This is a genomic window from Amycolatopsis kentuckyensis, from assembly GCF_041679295.1.
Lineage (GTDB): Bacteria > Actinomycetota > Actinomycetes > Mycobacteriales > Pseudonocardiaceae > Amycolatopsis > Amycolatopsis kentuckyensis_A.
The window spans coordinates 353,447-376,108 of record NZ_JBGDMD010000010.1 but is presented as its reverse complement, the minus strand read 5'-3'; the positions used below and the strand labels follow the sequence as shown (position 1 = coordinate 376,108).

The following is a 22,662-nucleotide window of genomic DNA, read 5'->3' as shown; positions in this document are numbered from 1 at the left end:
GACGGAAAAGGGGCCCGGCTTCGGCCGGGCCCCTTTTTCAGCACTTTTCGAGCTCGGGTGAAGGTCCGGGGTCCACGGTGTCGATCCGGAGTGCTTGGTCCTCCACGACCATGGGCAGGACCAGCCGCCAGTGCAGGCACGTCGCACGCAGGTCCGCCGGGGCGTGCTGGAGGTCCTGCGTGCTGGTGAAGGCGACCAGCACCCGCAGCGACTGTCCCGCACCGCGCTCGATGCGGTAGACGAGGATCTCGCTGTCTTTTGTGGACTGGAAGTCCTTCTTCCAGTCCACCGAGGTCTTGCTGCGCCGGCGCGCTTCGCTGACCACCGTCTGCCATTGGGTGTAGTCGAGGTCGTTGATGGCCGAGAAGTACGTCTCCAGCGTCTTGCGCACGGCGTCGGCCTGCGGGTGGTTCTTCGCGTCGTCGGTCATCCCGATGACGCCCGTCACGGCCGGCGCGCCGTTGCCGGCCGACGACGGCGTGGACGAGGCCGCGGTGGATTCGCCGGCGGGCTGGTCGGGCCGGCGGTAGAGCTCGCGCGCGAGCAGGCCCGCGCCGACGGTCACGGAAAGCACCACGACCACGACGGGCACCAGCCAGCGCTGGCGGGAGCTGGGGGCGGGGGTGGTCACGCCGCCGAGCGTACCGGCCCCCGTCCCGCGGCTAGCCGACCTGGTGCAGCCAGGTCACCGGCGCGCCGTCGCCGGCGTGGCGGTAGGGCTCGAGCGCCTCGTCCCAGCTCGCGGCCAGGAGTTCGTCGAGCTTGTGCGCGAGGGACTCACCCCCGCGGGTCATGGCGACGAGGGCGCGCAGCTGGTCTTCGCCCACCACGATGTCGCCGTTGGCGCTGGTCCGCCCGTGCCACAGGCCGAGGCCGGGCGCGAAGCAGAACCGTTCGCCGTCGACGCCCGCGCTGGGCTCTTCGGTCACCTCGAACCGAATCATCGGCCACGCCTTGAGCGCGGCCGCCAGTTTGGCGCCGGTGCCCGCGGGCGCGCGCCAGCCGCACTCGGCGCGAAGCTGACCCGGACTGGCCGGCTGCGCCGTCCACTTCAGGTCAACGCGGGCACCCAGGGTGCCCGAAATAGCCCACTCGACGTGCGGACACACCGCAGACGGCGACGAGTGGACGTACACCACACCTCGGGTGCTGCCACGGGTGCTCACTGCTACCTCCGCTTGTTGCTCGACGAGGGACGTCTTCCCCTACGCCCTGACTCGAGCTGCGGTGCGGCCTCAGCGCGGCTCCCGAATGCCGCCTCCGATGCGTTGTAGCACATTCTGCACCCCAACCGTGCTGTTTGGCCACATGAACACCACAAGTCACCCGGGGCACCACTTTCGGAGGGCACGCGGCCGCGTCTTCCCCGTGTCGCACGGTTCGCTGGGCCGGGCGCGCTAGCGTGATGACCCGGAACGACGAGCAGGGAGGGGTTTCGGTGCGACTGGTGCGCCTGGAGCGGCAGCAGTCCCGGGTCGCCGACGACGTCCGGGCGGCGCTGGCGTCCCTCGGTCGCGGAAGCACCGTGATCGGCGGGATCGCGCTGGTGGGCGTCGGCTCGGTGACCGAGCGCCCGATCGAGGCGGTGGTCCTGCTCCCCCACGGCGTGATCATCGTGATCGGCGTGGACCTCCCGGACCCGGCCCTGCGGTTGGAGGCCCCCCTCGGAGCCGCATGGAAGGCGGACGGCTGGCCACTGGTCGCCGACGACGACGCGATCAACCCGGCGACGGAAGCACTGGACATCTCCCAGGCGTGCGAGCAGCGGATAGTCGAGCTGGTCCCGGGAACGGGCCCGGTGGGGACGATAGTCGCGGTAGGACCGTACGTGGAGACGGTCGACCAGCCGGCAACGGACCTGGCGGGACCGGTTCGTGTGCTGCACCCGACACCGACGACGATGCTGGCGGCCACGGTGTCGTTGGCGACGGCGCACCGGCCCCGGTCGGTGGACCAGGTGCGGGCGTTGATCCGGGGGTTGGCGCCGGAGGCACCGGAGTTTTCGGACGAGGTGCTGCTGGGGGAGGGATTCAGCCGGTTTTCGGACGATTCACCGCCGGAGTCCCTTTGGGACAGTGGACCGGCGGTCCCGAGCCAAGCGAGCGCGGCGGGTGCGGTCGCGACCGACTCCTCCGGCTCGGCTGTGGCGAGCACAAGCCCGGCCGGGCCCCTCCCGGCGGCTGTGGCTTCCGGCCCGGCCACCGGCTCCGCCACCTCGGCTGAAACGAGCGCAAGCCCAGCCCAAGGTTCGGCAACAGCGGCCGGCTCGGCTTCCGCCCCTTCGACTTCAGGCTCAGCCGAACCAAGCACGCCCGCCGAAGGTGCGTCTGCGGGCCCCGAGCCAACCTCGCCGGCCAATGGCTCGACGGAGCCGAGTTCACCCACCAACGAGTCGCCGGCAACCAAGCCGACCTTGCCTACCGCCGAGCCGAGTTCACCCGCGGAAGATTCCCCGGCTGCAGCTCCCGCTGTGCCGGACACGGGCGCGGCCGAGCCGAGTTCGCCCACTGTGGACAGCGCCGGATGGCATACCAAAACTCCGTTCCCCGACGAAGCCGAACCGGCGCCATCGCCCGCCGAGGACTCTGAGGTCGCCGCCGGAACTCTGGTTGCGCCGGAAGCTGAGCTCGCCTCGGCTCCGCCGAACCCCGAGGCATCCGCCTTGGCCACGGAATCCGAGCACACCGAAGTGTTGCCGCCTCCGGAAGACTCCGAACGCACCGAAAAACTTCCGTCTCCGGCGGACTCCGAGCACCCCGAAAAGCTCCCGTCTCCGGCAGACTTCGAACGCACCGCAAAGCTCCCGTCTCCGGAAGACTTCGAACGCACCGAGAAGCTCCCCGCGCCGGCCGCTCCCGCCCTTCCGCTGTTCCCAGGTGCCGTGCCACCTCGGCCGGCAGATTCCACCCAGCCGAGTGCTCTTGCCGACGACACCGAGCGAACCGAGAACCTCACCACCGCAGCCGGGGCGGCCGCCGCCCCTTGGCCGACCACGCCAAAGCGGCCCGACCAAGCCGAGCCGGCCCGACCCACCCAGACCGAGCGGCCCACCGACACCGGGCCGACCCGACTCACCCAGACCGAGCGACCTACCCACACCGAACCAGCGCGACCCACCCAAACCGAGCGGCCCACCCAGACCGGGCCAACGCGACCCACCCAGACCGAGCAGCCCAACCAAGCCGAGCCGACCCAACCCACCCCACCGGCCACCCCCCAAGCCACCCACGCACAGCCACCGGCCACCAGCCCACAGCCCCCAGCGGACTCACCGCCCCCCTTCCCCACCCCGCGCCCAACCCCGCGCGAACCCGCCCCCACCTCGAAAACCGTCCGCTGGATCCCCCTGGCCGCGATCGCACTCCTGGTCGCCCTGGTAGTCGCCGCCATCCTCGTGGCCACCTCAGACAGCAACACCGACACCGCCGCCCCCACCGTCCCGCCCTCCCCCGCCACCCAGCCGCCACCGCAGACCAGCACCCCCGTCGCGCGAAGCCTGCAGTTCTCCCTGCGCGCCGCCGATCGCGATCAGCGCTGTGCCTCCCACGCCTTCGGCGATGCCCAAGCCAGCCTGCAGCAGACCAGCTGCTCCGGGGTCCGGCGCGCCTCCTACGCCGCGAACATCGACGGGCGGGCGGCCGCCGTCACCATCGGGATCGTCGAGTTCGGCGATGCCGCCCAAGCCGCCGCCTTCAAGGCCGTTGCCGACACACCCGGTGGCGGCGGCGTGCTCGACCTCGCCACCGAGACCGGCAAGTGGGGCCCCACGCCCGCTCCGCGCTTCGAGAACGCCGCCTACGCCTCCAAGGTCGACGGCACCTCCGTGCGGCTCGTCCAAGCCGTCTGGACGCCGGGACCGTCCACTTCGGACGATCCCGGCCTCACCCGGGCCGTGCAGGCCGCCCTCGACCTGCCCGCCCAATGACCCTCAGAGCCCGTACGCCTCCAGCAGCCGCAGCCACACCTCGCTGATCGTCGGGAACGACGGCACCGCGTGCCACAGCCGGTCCAGCGGCACCTCCCCGACGATCGCGATCGTCGCCGAGTGCAGCAGCTCCGAGACGTCCTGGCCGACGAACGTCACACCCAGCAGGACGTTCCGCTCGGTGTCGACGACGATCCGGGCCTTGCCCGTGTAGCCGTCCGCGTGCAGCGACGAGCCCGCCACCGCGATGTCGATGTCGACGACTCGGTCGGCTGACCCCGGCCGCGCGTCCGCCAGCCCGACCGCCGCCACCTCCGGGTCGGTGAACACCACCTGCGGTACCGCGTGGTGGTCGGCCGTCGCCGTGAACCTGCTCCACGGCGAAGCCGACGAGAACGTCCCCGCCGCCAGCGCCGCCACCGTGTCGCCCGCCGCGCGGGCGCCGTACTTCCCCTGGTGGGTCAGCGGGGCGCGGCCGGTGACGTCGCCCGCCGCGTACAGCCAGCCACCGTCCACTGCGGACACCCGGCCGGTGTCGTCGACCTCCAGCGCACGCCCCTCCTCGACCCCGAACGCGGCCAGGCCCAGCCCGGCCGTCGCGGGACGCCGGCCCGTCGCCAGCAGCAGCTCGTCGACGACGACCGTCTCGCCGTCCTTCAGCGTCAGCTCGGTACCACCGGAACCGGCGGCGACCCGCTCGATGCCCGACTCCGTGTGCACGTACACGCCGGCTTCGCGCAGCCCGTGCAGCACCAGGTCGCCGGCGAACGCGGCGTTCTTCGGCAGCGGGCGCTCGCCGGTGATCACCAGGTGGACCTCCGAGCCGAGCGTGGCGAACGCCTGCGCCATCTCGACGCCGACCACCCCGCCGCCGAGGACGCCGAGGCGCCGCGGCACCGACTCCGCCGACGTCGCCTCCCGCGAGCCCCACGGCCGGATCGTGTCGAGCCCCGGGATCGACGGCTTGCTCGGCACGCTGCCGGTGCACACGATCACCGCGTGCCGCGCGGTCAGCACGCGGTCGCCGTCGAGGGTGACCTCCCGCTCACCGGTGAGCACGCCGTGCCCGCGGATCGGCTCGATGCCGGCACCGCGCGCCCATTCGACCTGGCCGGTGTCGTCGCCCTTGCCGGTGAACCAGTCTCGGCGCGCGAACACCGCCGCGGGGTCGAGCCGGTCGCCGACCGGCACGCCGGGGATCCGCTTCGCCGCGGCCAGGAGGTTTCCCGGCCGCAGCAACGCCTTGCTCGGGATGCAGGCCCAATAGGAGCACTCGCCGCCGAAGAGCTCGTGCTCGACGAGCGCGACCTCGAGCCCTCCCCGGGCCGCCCGCTCGGCGGCCACCTCCCCCACCGGGCCCGCGCCGATCACCACTACGTCAAAAGTCTGTCCGGACATGGCATCAGCGCACACCACCACGCGAGTTCGCGCAAGCCAGCGGCTATCCTCGTCTTCGAAGCTGCAAGGTATCGGCGGCCCGGGGTGCCGTCGGCTCCGGTGCGCGCGAAACACCCACGTTCGGAGCACGGGAGGTTTGTCGTGGCCAGGAACACGGCTGTGCAGGTGCTGGATGATCTGACCGGCGAGCCCGCGGCGGAGACCGTCGGGTTCGGGCTGGACGGCATCGACTACGACATCGACCTCTCCTTCGCCAACGCCGACGCGCTGCGCGAGCTGCTGCAACGCTACGCCGACGCCGGCCGCCGCACGGGCGGCCGCAAGCGCCGGCCGCGGATCGTCCCGGGCGCGAAGCGGCCCCGGGCGAAGGCGGCGCCGAAGAAGGTGACCGCCAAGGCCGAGCCGAAGAAGACCACCAAGGCGAAGGCCGAGCCCGCGAAGACGACCCGCACGCGCAAGGCGGCGGAGCCGAAGAAGACCACGCGGGCGACAGCGCGGAAGGTCCCCGGCGTCACGTTTTCGGCCCCTGAATAGTCCACAGTAGACAGACCCCCGAGCGCCCCAATGTGGCCTTGGTTGCGTCTCACGCACCCAATGTGGCCTTCGGTGCGTCTGACGCACCGAAGGCCACATTGGGGCGCTGGGGTCAGGCCGCGCGCTGGGCGCCGTCCGCGTGCCAAGACGGGTACCGGTACCGCGTGTGCAGCAGCGCACGCTGCCGGGCCAGCTCGGCCGCCGACGGCGGGCGCGGCACCAGCGTCCCGAGGATCTGCGACGCCGCCGCCCGCACGGCCGCCTCGACCGCCGGGAACCCGGGCCGCAGCCCGTGCTCGGCCAGCGACGCCACCGGGCTGCGGTGGGAGTCGAGCGGCCGCGGGTCCGGCGGCGCGCTCGTCAGGTAGCGCCCGACCAGCGCCGCCGACGTCTCGACCAGCAGCGTCGAGTGGGCCAGCAGGCCGCCCTTGGTGCGGAACACGGCGAAGCCGCACAGCTTCGCGTCGTCGACGAACAGGCCGCGGTCACCGAGGCGCGGCACCAGCCCGAGCTGGTCGACGGCGGCGCTCATCACCTTGCCGAGCGTCTCCAGGGGCCGGTCGGTGGGCCCCGGCAGGACCAGCGTGACGTTCAGGTTGCCCGAGTCGTGGAACACGGTGCCGCCGCCGCTGGCCCGCCGCAGCACCGGGACGCCGTCGCGCTCGCACTCCGCGACGCGCACCTCGCGCGCGATCCGCTGGCCGCGCCCCACCACGACGCAAACCGGGTTGCGCCAGAGCCACAGCACCGGTGACTCGGGCGCAACCCGGATGAGCGCTTCGTCGAACGCGAGGTTCTCGACGGGGTCGGTGAACGCGGCACGCACATCCGACCCGGTCGTCATAGCGCCTTGAGTTCCTCCACGATCTCGCCCACCGACGACTTGGCGTCCCCGAAGAGCATGCTGGTCTTCGGATCGTAGAACAGGTCGTTGTCGATGCCGGCGAAGCCGGAGGCCATCCCGCGTTTCAAGACGATCACGGACCGGCTCTCGTTGACCTTGAGGATCGGCATCCCGTAGATCGGCGAGCTCGGGTCGGTCTGCGCGGCCGGGTTCGTGACGTCGTTCGCGCCGATCACCAGCGCGACGTCGGTCTGGGCGAACTCGGAGTTGATCTCGTCCATCTCCTTGAGCTGCTCGTACGGCACGTCGGCCTCGGCGAGCAGCACGTTCATGTGCCCCGGCATCCGGCCGGCGACCGGGTGGATCGCGTACGCGACCGTGATGCCCTTCTTCTCCAGCAGCTTCGCCATCTCGCGGACGGTGTGCTGCGCCTGCGCCACGGCCATGCCGTACCCGGGCACCACGACGACCTTGCTGGCGTACGCCATCTGGATCGCCGTGTCGGCCGCGCTGGTCGAGCGCACTGGCCGGGCTTCCTTCGTCCCGCCGCCGGCCGCCACCGCGGGACCGCCGCCGAAGCCGCCCGCGACGATCGCCGGGATGGACCGGTTCATCGCCTTGGCCATCAGGTTGGTCAGGATCGAACCGGACGCGCCGACGATCATGCCCGCCACGATCAGCGCCGTGTTGTCCAGCGCGAGACCCATCGCCGCGGCCGAGAGGCCGGTGAACGCGTTGAGCAGCGAGATGACGACCGGCATGTCCGCGCCGCCGATCGGCAGCACGACGGTGAGGCCGAGGATGCCCGCCGCGACGAGCAGGCCGATGATCAGCAGCTCGTTGTCGCCGCCCGCGACGATGATCACCGCGCAGGCGACCGCGACCAGCAGGAGCAGCGCGTTCACCGGCTGCTGCAGCTTGCCCATGGTGATCGGGCGGCCGCTGATCAGCTCCTGGAGCTTGCCGAACGCGACGTTCGAGCCCCAGAACGAGATCGACCCGATGATCGCGGCGAACAGCGACGCGATCGAGATGTAGACCGGCTCGTGCGCGTACCCGTCGGTGGAGTTGAACTCGACCCACGCGATGAGCGCGACCGCGCCGCCGCCGACGCCGTTGAACAGCGCCACCATCTGCGGCATCGCGGTCATCTTGACCTTGCGCGCCGACGGGACGCCGACGACGACGCCGATCCCGACGCCGAGCGCGATCAGCACCCAGTTGCCCATCCCGGGGGTGAGCAGGGTGGCGATGACGGCGATGCCCATGCCGACCGCGGCGATCCAGTTGCCGCGGACGGCGGTGCGCGGGCCGGTCAGGCCCATCAGGCCGTAGATGAAGAGGGCGAACGCGATGATGTAGAGGATCGCGATGAAGTCGGTCACTTCTCGTCCTCCTCGGCCGGAGCGGGTTTCTTGCCCTTGAACATCGACAGCATCCGGTCGGTGACCAGGAACCCGCCGACGACGTTGATCGTGCCGAAGGCGATCGCGATCACCAGCAGGATCTTGTTGAAGACGCCGTCGACGCCGAGGCCGAGCACGACCAGCCCGCCGAGCAGCACGATGCCGTGGATGGCGTTGGTGCCGGACATCAGCGGCGTGTGCAGGGTGTTGGGCACCTTCGAGATGACGGCGAAGCCGACGAACCCGGCGAGCACGAGCACCGCGAGGTTCTGCACGAGTGGGCTCACGCGACACTCCCTTCGCGCCCGGCCACGCAGGCACCGGCGACGATCTCGTCTTCGAAGTTCAGCTCCAGCGCGCCTTCCTTCGTCACGAGCAGCTCCAGCAGCTCGGTGACGTTGCGCGCGTACAGCTCGCTGGCGTGCGAAGGCATTTCGGCGGGCAGGTTCAGCGGCGACGAAATGGTGACGTCGTGCTCCACGACGTCCTCGCCCGGCTTGGTCAGCTCGCAGTTGCCGCCGGTTTCGCCGGCCAGGTCGACCACGACCGACCCGGCGGGCATGCCCTTGACGGCATCCGCGGTGACCAGCGTCGGCGCCTTGCGGCCCGGCACCAGCGCCGTGGTGATCACGACGTCGAACTTCGTGATGGCCTCGGTGAGCCGCCGCTGCTGCTCCTCGCGCTCCTCCGCGGTCAGCTCGCGGGCGTACCCGCCTTCGCCGACCGCTTCGATGCCGAGGTCGAGGAACTGCGCGCCGAGCGACTTGACCTGCTCGGCGACCTCGGGCCGGACGTCGTAGCCGGTGGTCTGCGCGCCGAGCCGCTTCGCCGTGGCCAGCGCCTGCAGGCCGGCGACGCCGGCGCCGAGCACCAGCACCTTCGCCGGCGGGACGGTGCCCGCCGCGGTGGTGAGCATCGGGAAGAAGCGCGGGAGCTTCTGCGCCGCGAGCAGCACGGCGCGGTAGCCACCGATGCTGGCCTGCGACGACAGCGCGTCCATCGCCTGCGCCCGGGAGATCCGCGGGACCGCCTCCATCGCGAACGCGCGCAGGCCCGCTTCTTCGAGCTTCGCGAGCCCGTCCGGGTTGCCGCGCGGGTCGAGGAAGCCGATGAGCACGGACCCCCGGCTCAGCTTGGCGACCTCGGCCGGGTTCGGTGGGTTGACCTTGACGACGATCGACGCGCCCCAGGCGTCGCCGAGCTCGGCGCCCGCTTGGGTGTACGCGTCGTCACTCAGGTGCGCACCGGACCCGGCGCCCGGTTCGACCAGGACGCGCAGCCCGCGCTGCGCGAGCCGCCCGACCAGTTTGGGCACCATGGCCACCCGGCGCTCCCCGGGGCGTGACTCGGCCACCACACCCACGGTGAGCTGCTGATGCTGTTCGCTGTCCGCCACACGACCTCCTCATCGGCGAGGCACGATCCGAGGGTTGTACCACGCCGGACCGACAGTCCCCAGTGACCTGGGTCGCAAGTCCGGGGGTTGTGCCGGGAAATACGGGTGGGGTGCGGGAAACGTTCAGGCGGATTTCCAGTGCGGGATCCCGAGCAGGATCAACCGCAGCCGTTTTTCCGCCGTTCCGGTGATTTTCGGGTCTTCACCTGGGCGGGCTTCCAGCAGTTCCACAGTCGTCGTGATCATCGCGGAAACGATCAAGTCGGCCAGCATGTGCAGATCTTCGGTGCTCCACGCGCGCAACGGCGCGAACCGCGCGAGGTCGATCGCGAGGTCGCCGGAAAACATCTTCAGCTCCACCGCGATGGAGCGGGCGAGCGGGCCCCCGCCGTAGCGCTCGCGCGTGAGGAACCGGAAATGGTCCTCGTGCGCGCGGACGAATTGGTGCACCGTGGCGACCGAAGCGCTGATCATCCCCTGGTAGGTGTCCGGGTCGGTGCGCGCCGAGCGCATCATGCCGCGCAGCGTGCGCGTCGCTTCTTCGACGAGCGCGACGCCGAGTTCCTCCATCGAGGCGAAGTGCCGGTAGAAGGCCGTCGGGACGATGCCGGCGCCCTTCGCGACCTCGCGCAGGGAGAGCGTGGCGAACGGGCGGTCGGCCAGCAGCTCGAGGGCGGTGTCCAGCAACGCCTGACGCGTGCGCTGCTTGCGCTCCTGCCGGCTCACCGGCGCTAGCGGGTCTTCGGACACGGGGTCCAGCGTACGGATGTCCACCGCGTTGCTCACGTCACATCCTCGGGGTCTCGCGTTGACAGGTGCTCCACTCGTGCAGTGCACTATTCAGTGTACAGTCGTTCACTGTAATCGAGGAGGACGGATGACGGCGCTCATCCCCCGGCGGGTGCGCAGTCTCGCTTCGCTGGCCGAGGCGCTGCTGACACCGCACGGCATGGACCGCTACCTGGAGCTCGTCGACCCGATGCTGGTCCGCCGCGAGATCCGCGGGCTGGTCACGGCGGTGCGGAAGCAGACGCCGGACACCGTCACCCTCACCGTCAAGCCCAGCCGCGCGTGGCCCGGTTTCACCGCCGGGCAGTACGTCCGCGTGCAGGTGGAGATCGACGGCGTCCGGCGCACGCGCTGCTATTCGCCGTGCGGTTCGCAGTACGACGGCGAACTGGAGTTCACGGTCAAGGAGCAGGGCCTGGTCTCGGGGCACCTGAACCGCGCGATCGGCGTCGGCTCGGTGGTCAACCTGTCCACTCCGGACGGTGGGTTCACGCTGCCCGCCGCCCGGCCGGACCGCGTGCTGCTGATCGCGGGCGGCAGTGGCATCACGCCGGTGCTCGCGATGGCCCGCACGCTGGTGGCCGAGGGGCACGCCGGCGAGATCGTGTTCGTGCAGTACTCGAACGGGCCGGCCGACGCGCTGTACCGCACCGAACTGGCCGAGCTCGCCGCCCGCCACCCCGGGCTGCGGGTCGTGCACGCCTACACCCACTCGAAGGGCGGCGACCTGAACGGCTTCTTCGCGCCGGAGCACCTCGCGCGGGTCGCCCCCTGGTACCGCGACGCGGAGGCGTTCGTCTGCGGCCCGAAGCCGCTGATGGACGCGGTCCGCGACGAGTTGGGTGAACGCGTGCACACCGAAGAGTTCACGCCGCCGGCGTTGACCTTCGACACGGCCGCGGCCGAAGGCCGGGTGCGCTTCAAGCGCAGCGGGCGGGAGTGCGCCAACTCCGGGAAGCCGTTGCTGGAGCAGGCCGAGGAAGCGGGCCTGTCGCCGGAACACGGCTGCCGGATGGGCATCTGCTTCTCCTGCACCCAGCTCAAGACCGCCGGGCGCGTCCGCAACGCCCGCACCGGCGAGGTGTCCGGCGACGAAGACGAAGAAATCCAGCTCTGCATCTCCGTCCCCGTCGGGGACGTCGAGATCGACGCGTGAGGAGAGTGCCATGACCGGTCTGCAGGACCGCCTGACCCCGGAACAGGTCGAGGAGTTCGGCCGCGAGCTCGACGCGCTGCGGCAGCGGATCGTCGACGACCTCGGTCAGGAAGACGTCGACTACATCCACAACGTCATCAAGACCCAGCGCGGCCTGGAGGTGGCCGGCCGGGCGCTGCTGTTCGCCGGGTTCTTCCCACCCGCGTGGCTCGCCGGCGTCGGCGCGCTGTCGGTGGCCAAGATCCTGGACAACATGGAGATCGGCCACAACGTCATGCACGGCCAGTACGACTGGACGCGCGACCCGGCGCTGAGCTCGCAGCGCTTCGAGTGGGACACGGTGGCGCCGGCCGAGAACTGGCGGCACTCGCACAACTACATCCACCACACGTACACCAACATCGTCGACAAGGACCGCGACGTCGGCTACGGCATCCTGCGGATGGACACCGCGCAGAAGTGGCACCCGTACTACCTGGGCAACCCGGTGTACGCGACGCTGCTGGCGCTGTTCTTCCAGTGGGGCGTGATGCTGCACGACCTCGAGGTCGAGAACGTCGTCAAGGGTTCGCGGACCTGGGCCGACAACGTGCCGGTGCTGAAGAAGATCGTGCGGAAGGCGTCCCGGCAGGTCGGCAAGGACTACGTCCTGTTCCCGCTGCTTACCGGCCCGCTCGCGCCGCTGACGTTCCTGGGCAACGCGACGGCGAACCTGACCCGCAACCTGTGGGCGTTCGCGATCATCTTCTGCGGCCACTTCCCGGCGGACGTCGAGAGTTTCACCGAAGAGGAGACGTCTTCAGAGTCGAGGGGCCAGTGGTACCTGCGCCAGATCCTGGGCTCGGCGAACATCACGGGCGGCCCGCTGTTCCACATCATGAGCGGCAACCTGTCCCACCAGATCGAGCACCACCTGTTCCCGGACATCCCGGCTCGCCGCTACCCGCAGATCGCCGGCGAGGTGCGCGCGATCTGCGAGAAGTACGGGCTGCCGTACAACACGGGACCGCTGCACCGGCAGCTGTGGTCGGTGGCGAAGAAGATCGTGAAGCTGGCCCTGCCCTCCTCGCCGTCCCCGGCTACCGTGGAACCCGACCGGCAGCTCCGAGCGGCGTGAGGGTGACATGGTGGGCCAGTTCGAGCGCGAGAAGGACACCCTGCAGGTGATCACCGAATCAGCGGCGACGCACGTCGGCAACATCGCGTCGATCATCACGGGCGCGATCCGCGACATCGCCCGCGAGACGGGCGACTGGCTCACCGACGTGATCGAGATGCGGGAAGCGGCGCAGAAGGCCCGGGAGGACGACCCGGACACCCCCTGACCCGAGGTCGCGACGAGCGCCCCAATGTGGCCTTGGTTGCGTCTGACGCACCCAATGTGGCCTTCGGTGCGTCTGACGCACCGAAGGCCACATTGGGGCGCTTGCCGCGGCCCGGAATTGTCGGTGCCTGCCGGTAGTGTGGAAAACGGGGGGCGCCCCTGCGGCCCCGAGGCAAGCCGGGCACTTTTCCCGGGCCGGGACCGGGGGAAAACCGGATGGGCACCGAGCCACCCCGGAGCCAGACTGGATCCGTGACCAGCACCGACCACCCCCTGCGCCGCGTCTTCGGGCCGCTCGCCGCGCGGGACTTCTGGGCCGAGTACCTCTGGCTCTGGCTCTCCGCGCCGCTCACCGTCTTCGCCCTGGTCAGCTTCCTGACCGTGCTCGCGCTCGGCGTCTGGATGACGCCCGTCCTGCTCGGGTTCCTGGTCCTCGCCGGGGCGGTGCTCTACGCCCGCGGCCTCGGCACCGCCCACCGGCGTCTCGCCAGCGCCCTCCTCGGCGTCAGCGTCCCCGCCCCGCGGCGGCCCGAACTGAAGCCCGGCCTTTGGGCCTGGGTCAAGGCCCGCGTCGGCGACCCCGCCGGCTGGCGCGCCGCCGGCTACCTGCTCCTGCGCCTGCCCCTCACCCTCGCCGGGCTGTTCGCGATCACCGCCGGGACGCTCTACGCCGTGGCCGCGACCCCCTTCGCCGTCTTCTGGTTCCCGCTCGGCGAGCGGGTCCTGCCGGTCTTCGAAATCCGGGCCGAGCACTGGCCGGGTGCGGTCGCCTGGTCCGCGTCCGGGCTCCTGGTGCTCGTCGCCCTCCCCTGGGTCACGCACGCCTTCGTCTCGCTCGACCGGCTGCTGGTGGTCGGCCTGCTCGGCACGCGGGAGCTGTCCGAACGCGTCCGCGACCTCGAAGCCAGCCGCGCCACCGCCGTCGAAGACGCCGCGCTGCGGCTGCGGCGCATCGAACGCGACCTGCACGACGGCGCCCAAGCCCAGCTCGTCGCGCTCGCGATGAAGCTCGGGCTGGCCAAGGACGAACTCGAGCACGCCGGCCTGCCTCAGGTCGAACAGCTGGTCACCGCCGCCCACGCGAACGCCAAGCAAGCCCTCACGGAGCTGCGCGACCTCGCCCGCGGCATCCACCCCGCCGCCCTCGACGCCGGGCTCGACGTCGCCCTCGCCACCCTCGTCGCGACGTCCGGCATGGACGCGCGGGTCACCGTCGACCTGGCGCGCCGCCCGCCGCCGTCGCTCGAGACGATCGTCTACTTCAGTGCCGCCGAGCTGCTCACGAACGCCGCGAAACACGGCGGGACGACGCACGTCGAGGTCACCGAGGAGCGGGACGTCCTCTGGCTGCGGGTGCGCGACCGCGGCCCCGGCGGCGCCCGGCTCCTCCCGGGCGGCGGGCTGGCCGGAGTCGCCGAACGGCTGCGGACCGTCGACGGCGAACTGGCCGTCACGAGCCCGCCGGGTGGTCCGACCGAAGTGACCGCGCGGGTGCCGCTGCCCCGCTAGGGTCGCGGGATGCGGATCGTCATCGCGGAGGACTCCACCATCCTGCGCCAGGGCCTCGTCGAGCTGCTGACCTTCCGCGGCCACGAGGTCGTCGCCGCGGTGAAGGACGCCGACGCGCTGCGGACCGCCGTCGGACAGCACGCCCCCGATGTGTCCATTGTGGACATCCGGATGCCGCCGACGCACACCGACGAGGGCCTGCGGGCCGCGATCGCGCTGCGCCGCGAGTCCCCGGGCCACGCGATCCTGCTGTTCTCCCAGTACGTCGAGACGAAGTACGCGGCCCAGCTGCTGGCCGACCGCGCGGGCGGCGTCGGCTACCTGCTCAAGGACCGCGTCGCCGAGGTCTCGGACTTCCTCGACGCACTGCGCCGGGTCGCCGACGGCGAGACGGTCCTCGACCCCGAAGTCGTCAGCCAGCTCTTCTCGGCGACGCGCAGGACCGACGCGCTCAGCGGCCTGACCCCGCGGGAGCGCGAAGTCCTGGGCCTGATGGCGGAAGGCCGGTCGAACTCCGCGATCGCCGCGAAACTGTTCCTCTCGGCCGGATCCGTCGAGAAGTACGTGACGTCGATCTTCGGCAAGCTCGGCCTGCCACCGTCCGAAGGGGACAATCGCCGGGTGCTCGCGGTGCTGCGCTACCTGGAACCGTGAGCCTAGGCTGGAACCCATGTACTCCACCGAGATCGAAGTCCGCACCGGCACCGAAGCCGTGGTCCACGACCTCACCCACGAGGCCGAGGAGTTCCTGCGCGACGCCGACGCGGCGGACGGCCTGCTGCACGTCTGGGTCCCGCACGCCACCGCCGGCCTGGCGATCCTCGAGACCGGCGCGGGCAGCGACGAAGACCTGCTGACCGCGCTCGACGAACTGCTCCCCCGCGACGGCCGCTGGCGGCACCGGCACGGCAGCCCGGGCCACGGCCGTGACCACGTGCTCCCCGCGCTGGTGCCGCCCTACGCGACGATCCCGGTGCTCGGCGGTGTCCTCGCGCTGGGCACCTGGCAGTCGATCTGCCTAGTGGACACCAACCTCGACAACCCGGTCCGCAAGGTGCGGTTCAGCCTGCTCGCGGGCTGACGGCCACAGCACCACCACCAGGCCCGCGACCAGCAGGGCGCCGAGCACCCAGACGCCGATCGTGACGTCGGGCGCGTCCGGCACGCCCTGCAGCAGGCTTCGCAGGCCTTCGGTCGAGAAGCGGAACGGCGTCCACGACCACAGCAGCGTGCGGTAGGCCGGGTTCAGCAGCTCGGGCACCTGCCCGGCGACCGCGGGCGCGACCAGGTACAGCGGGCCGAGCACGGCCATCGCGCGCAGGCCCAGCAGGCGCAGCAGGCCCGCTTGCACGGCCGCGAACGCCGTCGCGGCGAGGAAGACGAACCCGAGGACACCAGGGTCGAGCGGCAGGGCGGAGTCCCAGAGCGCGAAGAACCCCGCTATGACCGCCGTCACCAGCACGCCGACGCCGACGACCTGCAGGAACCGCGCGCCGGCGCCGATCGTGCGGCCGGTGCGCTTGGCCAGCTGCGTCAGCGCGAGTCCCGCGACCAGCGCGCCGATCCACGCCAGCGCGGACGCGGCCAGCGGCGCGGTCCGGCCCGCGACGCTCACCGGGTGCAGCACCTCCTGCTTCGGCGCGCCGCCCAGCGCGGCCGCCCCGGCGGTGAGCGCCTGCTGCGCGACCTGCGTGCCGGCCGGGTTGACCGCCCCCGACGTCACGACGGTCGCGGGCGAGCCGAGTTCGAGCACGCCGTAGACCTTCTTGTCCTCCAGCAGCCGGCGGGCCTCGGCCGGGGTCGTGACGGTCCAGGCGAGCTGCCCGCCGCCGTGCGCGGCGATGCGCTGCGCGAGCTCCGGCGGGCCGGCGACCGCGACCGGGACGCCGTCGGGCGCGGCGGTGGCCTGCGCGCCGAAGGTGAGGAACCCGAGCACCACGGCCACCAGCGCGCCGGCCAGGGCCGCGAGGGATACAAGACGAGTCATGCCGGCTCCAGTTATTCGTCGCTTGTTGAATTGATAGCCAAGGTACGACCACGTCCCGAGAAAGTCAACGCGTGTTGAATAGTGTCACCGGTAGCCTCGGCAGCGTGACGAAGACACGGCTGGTGCTCTGGGACATCGACCACACGCTGGTGGACTTCACCGGCCTCGGTTCCGCCTGGTACGCGGCGGCGCTCGCCGCGACGACCGGGACCGAGCTGGTCTCCTACCCCGACTTCGGCGGCCGCACCGAGCGGGCGATCAGCACCGACCTGCTCACCGCGCACGGCCTCGAACCGACCGAGGAGCTGCTCCAGGCGCTCTGGCTGGCGCTGATCGCGGAGTCCGAACGCGCCGTCGAGCACCTGCCGACGTCCGGCCGCGCGCTGCCGGGTGCCGCCGAAGCGCTGAAGGCGTTCGCCGGGCACGACGGCGTCGTCCAGTCGCTCGTCACCGGCAACCTGCCGGAGATCTCGCGGCACAAGCTCGCCGCGTTCGGCCTGCACGAGCACCTCGACCTCGACATCGGCGGCTACGGCACGCTGTCGGCGCACCGGCCCGACCTCGTACCGCACGCGGTGGCGCTCGCCGCCGCCAAGCACGGCACGGAGTTCGCGGCCGGCGCGGTGGTCGTCATCGGCGACACCCCGAACGACGTCGAAGCCGCGCTGCACCACGGCGCGGTTTCGGTCGCGGTGGCGACCGGGCACTACACCGCGGAGGAACTGCGGGCGGCCGGCGCCCACACCGTGCTGCCGGACCTGGCCGACACCGACGCCGTCCGGACGGCCGTTTTCGGCTGAGTGTCGTCCTTCAGAGGGGGTCAACCCTCATTCGAAGGGACGACCCCTTAGGGGTCAATCTCCTTCGTTTGCCCGATGTGGGTAGGGGCGGGCACTCGCCATGCTGTCCCGCATGACTGAAGCAGCGTCGGCGGCCGTGACCGCCGGAGGGGGACGCATCCGGGGCGTGGCCGCGGTGCTCAGACAGCGTCTGCCGTTCACGAGCACCGTCGTGCTCGCCATGCTCGTGCTGGCCGTCGCGACCGGGGCGTTGTGGAACGCCGCCGAGGACCGCGCGGCCTACCCGTTCATCGCCTACGGGCTGCCGTCGCTGGAGGCGGGCCGGTGGTGGACGATGCTCACCGGGCCGTTCTTCGCCGTCGTCCCGTGGTTCTACCTCCCGATGGTCGGCAGCTTCGCGCTCTTCGCCGGCTTCGCCGAGTGGCAGCTGGGAACGCGGCGCGCGATGGCCGTGACCATCGGCGGCCAGTTCGTCTCGGTGCTCGTCGCGACGCAGTTCCTCGCGCTGTGCCGCAATTCCGGCTGGCTGTGGGCCGAACGCATGGGCGGCAGCCTCGACGTCGGGTTCTCCGGCGGCGCGCTCGCCGCGGTCGCCGTCGCCAGCGCGACGCTGCGGCCGCCGTGGGCGCTGCGGCTGCGCGCCGGGCTCTGCGTATACGCCGGGGTCGCGATCGTCTACGTCGGCACGCTGGCCGACCTCGTCCACTTCTTCGCGCTACTGCTGGCGATCCCGCTCGGCAACCGGCTCGTCGGCTCCCGCCGGGTGCCGTCGGCGGGCCCGACCGCGCGGGAATGGCGGCTGCTGACCGTCGCCGGCCTGCTGCTGCTCACCATCGCCGAGATCGTCATGTTCCTGGTCCCCGGCGACGGCCCGTTCGGCTCCGACGAAGGGGTTTCGCTGTCGGCGCCGGAGCTCGCGCTCCTCGTGCTGGTCGTGGTGCCGATGCTCAACGGGCTGCGCAAGGGCGGCCGCGTCGCGTGGCGCTGGGCGGTCGCGCTGTCGGTGTTCGTCACCGTGCAGGGGCTCGCCGCGGCCACGGTCTACGGGCTGGCCGAGGTCTTCGGGTCGGAGTACGACACCACCGGCCTGCCGCTGTTCTTCGTGGACAATCTTTTGTGGACAGTCGAGCTGGGCGTGCTGATCGCCGCGCAGCACGCTTTCCGCGTCCCGTCCCGGCGACGGCTGCGTCGCCACGCCCAAGGTCCCGGGCCGGCGCTGGCTCGCACGCTGCTCGACCGGCACGGCGGCAGCACGCTGTCGTGGATGACGACCTGGCCGCGCAACACGTACTTCGTCCGCGAGGACGGCCGGTCCTACCTCGCCTACCGCAAGCACGCGGGTGTCGCCGTCGCGCTCGGCGACCCGATCGCGCCGGACGGCACGGCGGCCGCCACCGTCACCGAGTTCGCCTCGATGTGCGAGGACACCGGCCTGGTGCCGTGCGTGTTCTCCGCGACGGAGGAGACGGTCGCGGCCACGCGCGAACTGGGCTGGCAGCACGTCCAGGTCGCCGAGGACAACGTGCTCGACCTGGAGGGCCTGGAGTTCCGCGGCAAGGCGTGGCAGGACGTCCGGTCGGCGCTGAACAAGGCCGGCAAGCAGGACATCGAGTTCCGGCTGGTCCGCTTGGCCGACCAGCCCGAGCCGATCCTGGCCCAGGTCCGCGCGCTGTCGGAAGAGTGGATGTCGGACAAGGGCATGCCGGAGATGGGCTTCACCCTCGGCGGGCTCGACGAGGCGATGGACCCGGCGACGCGGGTCGGCCTGGCGGTGGACGCCGAGGGCACGGTCCACGGCGTGACGTCGTGGCTGCCGGTGTACACCGGCGCGGGCCAGGTCGGCGGCTGGACGCTGGACGTCATGCGCCGCAGCGCCCACGGATTCCGGCCGGTGATGGAGTTCCTGATCGCGTCGGCGTGCGTGGCGTTCCGCGCGGAGGGCGCGCGGTTCGTGTCACTGTCGGGAGCACCCTTGGCGCGCAGCGCTTCTCCGGCGTGCCCGCTGGACCGGGCGCTGGAGTCGCTGGGCCGGGTCATGGAGCCGTACTACGGTTTCCGGTCGCTGCACGCGTTCAAAGCGAAGTTCCAGCCGCGGCGGGTGCCGTTGTACCTGGCCTACCGGGATGTGGCCGACCTGCCGCGGATCGGGCTGGCGCTGGGCCGGGCGTACCTGCCGGACGTCCGGCTGCGGGAGCTGGCGAAGCTGGTCAGTAGCTCTCGGGCACGCTGATCCGCTGCGGGAACCGGATCTTCCGGCGGCTGACGACGTTCTGGTCCTTCTCGATCAGCCTGCCGTCGGTCAGCCGGAGCCAGTGGCCGTTCCGCGAATCGGTGAAGGCGAGCATCACCCCGGGCGTCATGTCCGGGCGCTGCCACCCTTCGCGGATCGGCATCCGCCACTTTCCGGGCGGCAGGATCGCGTAGAGGTACTCGTCGTCCTCGATGACCGGCCCGCGGTGCAGCGTGGACCCGGTCATCGGCAGGTGCTGCACGAGATCGAACGAGACGACGACGTGGTTGACGGCCTCGGCGTTCGCGTTGGAGACGATCATGTCGACGCCGCCGGCCTCGGTGGTTTCGATCCAGGCGGTGACCTTGGCGGCCTGCTCCTGGCGTTCCCGCTGGTCCCGTTTGACGCGGTCCGCGCGCGCCACGCGGTTGTCCCGGATGGCGATCCACAGCGCGACGACGACAGCGCCGATCGTGCCGACTCCGCCGACCCACTGCCCACCGGCGGCCCACCAGTCCGGATTCCGCGGTTCGACGAGCCAGATCCACGCTTTCGCCAGCAGGGGCCCGAAGAGGAGCAGGAACCCGCCGACGGCCAGCACCCCGAACGCGCCGGTCCGGATCCGGTCCAGCCGTCTGTCCGCATCACCGGTCATGGCACCACAGCCTGCCGAAGTTCCGCGGTCAGCGGTAGGTGGTCGGCGGCGGGGTGGTCGTGCCCCGGTCGGCCGCCGGGACGAACCGGTAGCTCTCCACGATCTTGACGAGGTCCTCGCGGATCGTCGGCCCCGAACGGTCGCTGTCCGCGTACGCCACCACCACGCCGGACGCGCCCGATCCGGTCCCGAAGCCCATCGCCACCACCAACGCGTGCTTCGCCGCGCACTCGCCCGTTGCCACCGGAACCACGTCGGCGACGACCAGCCGGGCCGGGGCCTTGGTGCCGTCGGCCTTCGTGAGCTGGACATCCGTACCCGGACTCACCTGGGACGTCCCGCCGTACGCGCCCTTCGCCAGGTCTGTCGCAGCCTTGCTCGCCGCCGCCTCAGGATCAGCGACGGGTTCGGTGGTGACGCCCGCGCCGCCGAGGGTGTCGTGGGCGCAGAAGTCCTTGCCCAGGAACGCGCTGGTGATTAGCCGGATCGACGGCTCGTCCCAGCCGTGTTGCGTCGTCGGGGCCGGTTCCCAGTTCGGCGGGACGTCGTAGGCGTACGAACCGTCCCGGGCCGCGACCGACTGCCAGCCGCTCGTCGAAGCAGGCACTGTCACCCGCGGCGAAGGCGTCACGACCAACGGCGCGGGTGGCGTCGACGCCGCCGGGCGCGCCTTGCCGACGCCCAGCGCGTTCAGCACGCCCGCGACCAACGCGATGAACACCAGCCCGAACCACGGCGCCCGCCGCCACTTCAGCGGCTTCGCGGCGGGGCGGATCCGTTTCGGTCGCGCACGCGGCGCGTCCGCGGGTTCGTAGCCGCCGAACCCGCGGAGCGCCGCGTTGTCCTCGTATCCCGGCGTCGGGTCGTCCGGGCGTCGGGTCATCAGGAGCGGACGAGTTTGACCAGGTGCTCGACGACGGCGTCGACCGCGATCTCCTCGCGCTCGCCCGACCGCCGGTCCTTCACCTCGACGACGCCGTTGGCCAGGCCGCGCCCGACCACCAGGATGGTCGGGACGCCGACCAGCTCGGCGTCGGCGAACTTGACGCCGGGGGTGGCCTTGCGGTCGTCGAGGATGACCTCGATGCCCGCCGCGTCCAGCTCCGCGGCGATCTTCTCGGCGCCCGCCGCGACGGCCTCGTCCTTGCCCGCGATGACGATGTGCACGTCGAACGGCGACACCTCGCGCGGCCAGATCAGGCCGAGGTCGTCGTGGTTCTGCTCGGCGAGGACGCCGACCAGCCGCGAGACGCCGACGCCGTACGAACCCATCGTGATCCGGATCGGCTTGGAGTCGGGGCCGAGCGCGTCGAGCTCGAACGCGTCCGCGTACTTGCGGCCGAGCTGGAAGATGTGCCCGATCTCGATGCCGCGCGCGGCGACCAGGGTGCCCTGGCCGTCCGGCGACGCGTCGCCCTCGCGGACCTCGGCGGCCTCGATCGTGCCGTCCGGGGTGAAGTCGCGGCCGGCCAGCAGGTCGACGACGTGGTGGTCGACCTTGTCGGCCCCGGTGACCCAGGCGGTGCCGGGGACGATCCGGGGGTCGGCGAGGTAGCGCACGCCGTTGTCCTGCAGCGCCTTCGGGCCGATGTAGCCCTTGACCAGGAACGGGTTCTTCGCGAAGTCGGCCTCTTCGAGCAGCGCGACCTCGGCGGGCTCCAGCGACGCTTCGAGGCGCTTCATGTCCACTTCGCGGTCACCCGGGACCGCGACGCAGACCAGGTCCCACTCCTTCGCGCCCGGCTGACGCGTCTTGAGCATGACGTTCTTCAGCGTGTCGGCCGCGGTGAACGTGCGGCCCAGGTTCGCGTCGTTGAGGAAGTTGACCAGCGTCTCGATGGTCGGCGTGTTCGGCGTGTGGTGCACCTGTGCTTCGGGGCGGCCCTCGATGGGCTGCGCGGGCGGCGCGGGCGTGACGACGGCTTCGACGTTCGCCGCGTAGCCCGACTCGGTGCTCCGGACGTAGGTGTCTTCGCCCGTTTCGGCGACCGCGAGGAACTCCTCGGACGCCGACCCGCCCATCGCGCCCGACGTCGCCTTCACGACGACGTACTCGAGGCCGAGGCGGTCGAACAGCTTCGTGTACGCGTCGCGGTGGGCCTGGTAGGAGCGCTCCAGGCCCTCGTCATCGAGGTCGAAGGAGTAGGAGTCCTTCATGACGAACTCGCGGCCGCGCAGGATGCCGGCGCGGGGGCGCGCTTCGTCGCGGTACTTGGTCTGGATCTGGTACAGCGTGACCGGGTAGTCGCGGTACGAGCTGTACTCGCCCTTCACCGTGAGCGTGAAGAGCTCTTCGTGCGTCGGGCCGAGGAGGTAGTCGGCGCCCTTGCGGTCCTTGAGGCGGAAGAGGCTGTCGCCGTACTCCGTCCAGCGGCCGGTGGCGTCGTAGGGCTCCTTCGGCAGCAGCGCGGGGAACTGGATCTCCTGCGCGCCGATCTTGTTCATCTCGTCGCGCACGACGTTCTCGATGCGGCGCAGCACGCGCAGGCCCAGCGGCAGCCACGAGTACCCGCCCGGGGCGACCCGGCGGACGTAGCCGGCGCGTACCAGGAGCCGGTGGCTCGGTACCTCGGCGTCCGCCGGGTCCTCGCGCAAGGTGCGAAGGAACAACGACGAAGTCCTGGTGATCACTGCGGGGCTCCCTGCTCCGGGCGGGTGTGAAAGTCCCGCTCAGGGTAGTCACTCCCCCGGCCGTGACTCCAACGGGTT

22 protein-coding genes are annotated in these 22,662 nt (G+C 71.4%); 10 read left to right on the top strand and 12 right to left on the bottom strand.

From position 1 onward, the window contains the following. Window positions 1-37: 37 nt before the first annotated feature. On the bottom strand, window positions 38-631 hold the full coding sequence (locus ACERZO_RS38170) for a hypothetical protein (protein WP_372670835.1): 594 nt from the start codon (window positions 629-631) through the stop codon (window positions 38-40). Between the two features lie 31 nt (window positions 632-662). Next, entirely contained in the window at window positions 663-1,166 is a 504-nt protein-coding gene (locus ACERZO_RS38165) for a DUF3145 domain-containing protein (RefSeq protein ID WP_143168778.1), read from the bottom strand. A 239-nt stretch (window positions 1,167-1,405) separates the two neighbouring features. Here ACERZO_RS38165 and ACERZO_RS38160 point away from each other — a divergent pair, with 239 nt between their 5' ends. Further along, complete coding sequence (locus ACERZO_RS38160) at window positions 1,406-3,925, top strand: hypothetical protein (protein ID WP_372670833.1); 2,520 nt, start codon at window positions 1,406-1,408, stop codon at window positions 3,923-3,925. 3 nt (window positions 3,926-3,928) lie between these two features. Here the strand turns inward: ACERZO_RS38160 and ACERZO_RS38155 are convergent, their stop codons facing one another. Next, entirely contained in the window at window positions 3,929-5,323 is a 1,395-nt protein-coding gene (locus ACERZO_RS38155; protein WP_372670831.1) for a dihydrolipoyl dehydrogenase family protein, read from the bottom strand. A 141-nt stretch (window positions 5,324-5,464) separates the two neighbouring features. On the opposite strand from ACERZO_RS38155, the gene ACERZO_RS38150 reads away from it, so the two are divergent. Then, window positions 5,465-5,857, top strand: a complete 393-nt coding sequence (locus ACERZO_RS38150; protein ID WP_372670829.1) for an Lsr2 dimerization domain-containing protein — start codon at window positions 5,465-5,467, stop codon at window positions 5,855-5,857. A gap of 112 nt (window positions 5,858-5,969) precedes the next feature. On the opposite strand, the gene ACERZO_RS38145 is transcribed toward ACERZO_RS38150, so the two are convergent. The 5 genes from ACERZO_RS38145 to ACERZO_RS38125 all read right to left on the bottom strand — a co-directional run bounded on the left by ACERZO_RS38145 (window position 5,970) and on the right by ACERZO_RS38125 (window position 10,289). Beyond that, entirely contained in the window at window positions 5,970-6,701 is a 732-nt protein-coding gene (locus ACERZO_RS38145) for a lipoate--protein ligase family protein (protein ID WP_372670827.1), read from the bottom strand. Beyond that, window positions 6,698-8,086 carry an NAD(P)(+) transhydrogenase (Re/Si-specific) subunit beta gene (locus ACERZO_RS38140; RefSeq protein WP_372670825.1) on the bottom strand — a complete coding sequence of 463 codons (1,389 nt, stop codon included), beginning with the start codon at window positions 8,084-8,086 and terminating at the stop codon, window positions 6,698-6,700. The genes ACERZO_RS38145 and ACERZO_RS38140 overlap by 4 nt, the downstream gene beginning before the upstream one ends. Further along, window positions 8,083-8,394, bottom strand: coding sequence for an NAD(P) transhydrogenase subunit alpha (locus ACERZO_RS38135; RefSeq protein ID WP_329050201.1), 312 nt, complete (start codon window positions 8,392-8,394; stop codon window positions 8,083-8,085). Before ACERZO_RS38135 ends, ACERZO_RS38140 begins: the two co-directional genes overlap by 4 nt. Next, complete coding sequence (locus ACERZO_RS38130) at window positions 8,391-9,503, bottom strand: Re/Si-specific NAD(P)(+) transhydrogenase subunit alpha (protein ID WP_372670823.1); 1,113 nt, start codon at window positions 9,501-9,503, stop codon at window positions 8,391-8,393. Before ACERZO_RS38130 ends, ACERZO_RS38135 begins: the two co-directional genes overlap by 4 nt. 123 nt (window positions 9,504-9,626) lie before the next feature. Continuing rightward, on the bottom strand, window positions 9,627-10,289 hold the full coding sequence (locus ACERZO_RS38125) for a TetR family transcriptional regulator (protein WP_372670821.1): 663 nt from the start codon (window positions 10,287-10,289) through the stop codon (window positions 9,627-9,629). Window positions 10,290-10,380: 91 nt separating this feature from the next. On the opposite strand from ACERZO_RS38125, the gene ACERZO_RS38120 reads away from it, so the two are divergent. From ACERZO_RS38120 to ACERZO_RS38095, 6 genes are all read left to right on the top strand, one after another. Continuing rightward, the gene (locus ACERZO_RS38120) at window positions 10,381-11,448 is read left to right on the top strand and encodes a ferredoxin reductase (protein ID WP_372670820.1); all 1,068 of its coding nucleotides are present in this window, start codon (window positions 10,381-10,383) and stop codon (window positions 11,446-11,448) included. A gap of 10 nt (window positions 11,449-11,458) precedes the next feature. After that, entirely contained in the window at window positions 11,459-12,565 is a 1,107-nt protein-coding gene (locus tag ACERZO_RS38115) for a fatty acid desaturase family protein (protein ID WP_372670818.1), read from the top strand. 7 nt (window positions 12,566-12,572) lie between these two features. Beyond that, entirely contained in the window at window positions 12,573-12,773 is a 201-nt protein-coding gene (locus tag ACERZO_RS38110) for a hypothetical protein (RefSeq protein WP_086680004.1), read from the top strand. Window positions 12,774-12,988: 215 nt separating this feature from the next. After that, the gene (locus tag ACERZO_RS38105; RefSeq protein ID WP_372670816.1) at window positions 12,989-14,281 is read left to right on the top strand and encodes a sensor histidine kinase; all 1,293 of its coding nucleotides are present in this window, start codon (window positions 12,989-12,991) and stop codon (window positions 14,279-14,281) included. Window positions 14,282-14,290: 9 nt separating this feature from the next. Then, a complete protein-coding gene (locus tag ACERZO_RS38100) occupies window positions 14,291-14,935 on the top strand; it encodes a response regulator (RefSeq protein ID WP_372670814.1) in 645 nt (214 codons plus the stop codon). Between the two features lie 16 nt (window positions 14,936-14,951). Further along, the gene (locus tag ACERZO_RS38095) at window positions 14,952-15,362 is read left to right on the top strand and encodes a secondary thiamine-phosphate synthase enzyme YjbQ (protein WP_372670812.1); all 411 of its coding nucleotides are present in this window, start codon (window positions 14,952-14,954) and stop codon (window positions 15,360-15,362) included. On the opposite strand, the gene ACERZO_RS38090 is transcribed toward ACERZO_RS38095, so the two are convergent. Continuing rightward, window positions 15,300-16,268, bottom strand: a complete 969-nt coding sequence (locus tag ACERZO_RS38090) for an ABC transporter permease (protein WP_372670810.1) — start codon at window positions 16,266-16,268, stop codon at window positions 15,300-15,302. The two genes, ACERZO_RS38095 and ACERZO_RS38090, sit on opposite strands and share 63 nt — an antisense overlap. A gap of 104 nt (window positions 16,269-16,372) precedes the next feature. Here ACERZO_RS38090 and ACERZO_RS38085 point away from each other — a divergent pair, with 104 nt between their 5' ends. After that, window positions 16,373-17,068, top strand: a complete 696-nt coding sequence (locus ACERZO_RS38085; RefSeq protein WP_372670808.1) for a haloacid dehalogenase-like hydrolase — start codon at window positions 16,373-16,375, stop codon at window positions 17,066-17,068. A 112-nt stretch (window positions 17,069-17,180) separates the two neighbouring features. After that, entirely contained in the window at window positions 17,181-19,298 is a 2,118-nt protein-coding gene (locus ACERZO_RS38080; RefSeq protein ID WP_372670806.1) for a bifunctional lysylphosphatidylglycerol flippase/synthetase MprF, read from the top strand. On the opposite strand, the gene ACERZO_RS38075 is transcribed toward ACERZO_RS38080, so the two are convergent. The 3 genes from ACERZO_RS38075 to ACERZO_RS38065 are packed head-to-tail and all read right to left on the bottom strand — an operon-like array spanning window position 19,276 to window position 22,584. After that, window positions 19,276-19,953, bottom strand: a complete 678-nt coding sequence (locus ACERZO_RS38075) for a hypothetical protein (RefSeq protein WP_372670804.1) — start codon at window positions 19,951-19,953, stop codon at window positions 19,276-19,278. The genes ACERZO_RS38080 and ACERZO_RS38075 overlap by 23 nt on opposite strands. Window positions 19,954-19,981: 28 nt before the next feature. Continuing rightward, entirely contained in the window at window positions 19,982-20,836 is an 855-nt protein-coding gene (locus ACERZO_RS38070; protein WP_372670802.1) for a hypothetical protein, read from the bottom strand. Further along, on the bottom strand, window positions 20,836-22,584 hold the full coding sequence (locus tag ACERZO_RS38065; protein WP_372670800.1) for a proline--tRNA ligase: 1,749 nt from the start codon (window positions 22,582-22,584) through the stop codon (window positions 20,836-20,838). Before ACERZO_RS38065 ends, ACERZO_RS38070 begins: the two co-directional genes overlap by 1 nt. Window positions 22,585-22,662 lie beyond the last annotated feature (78 nt).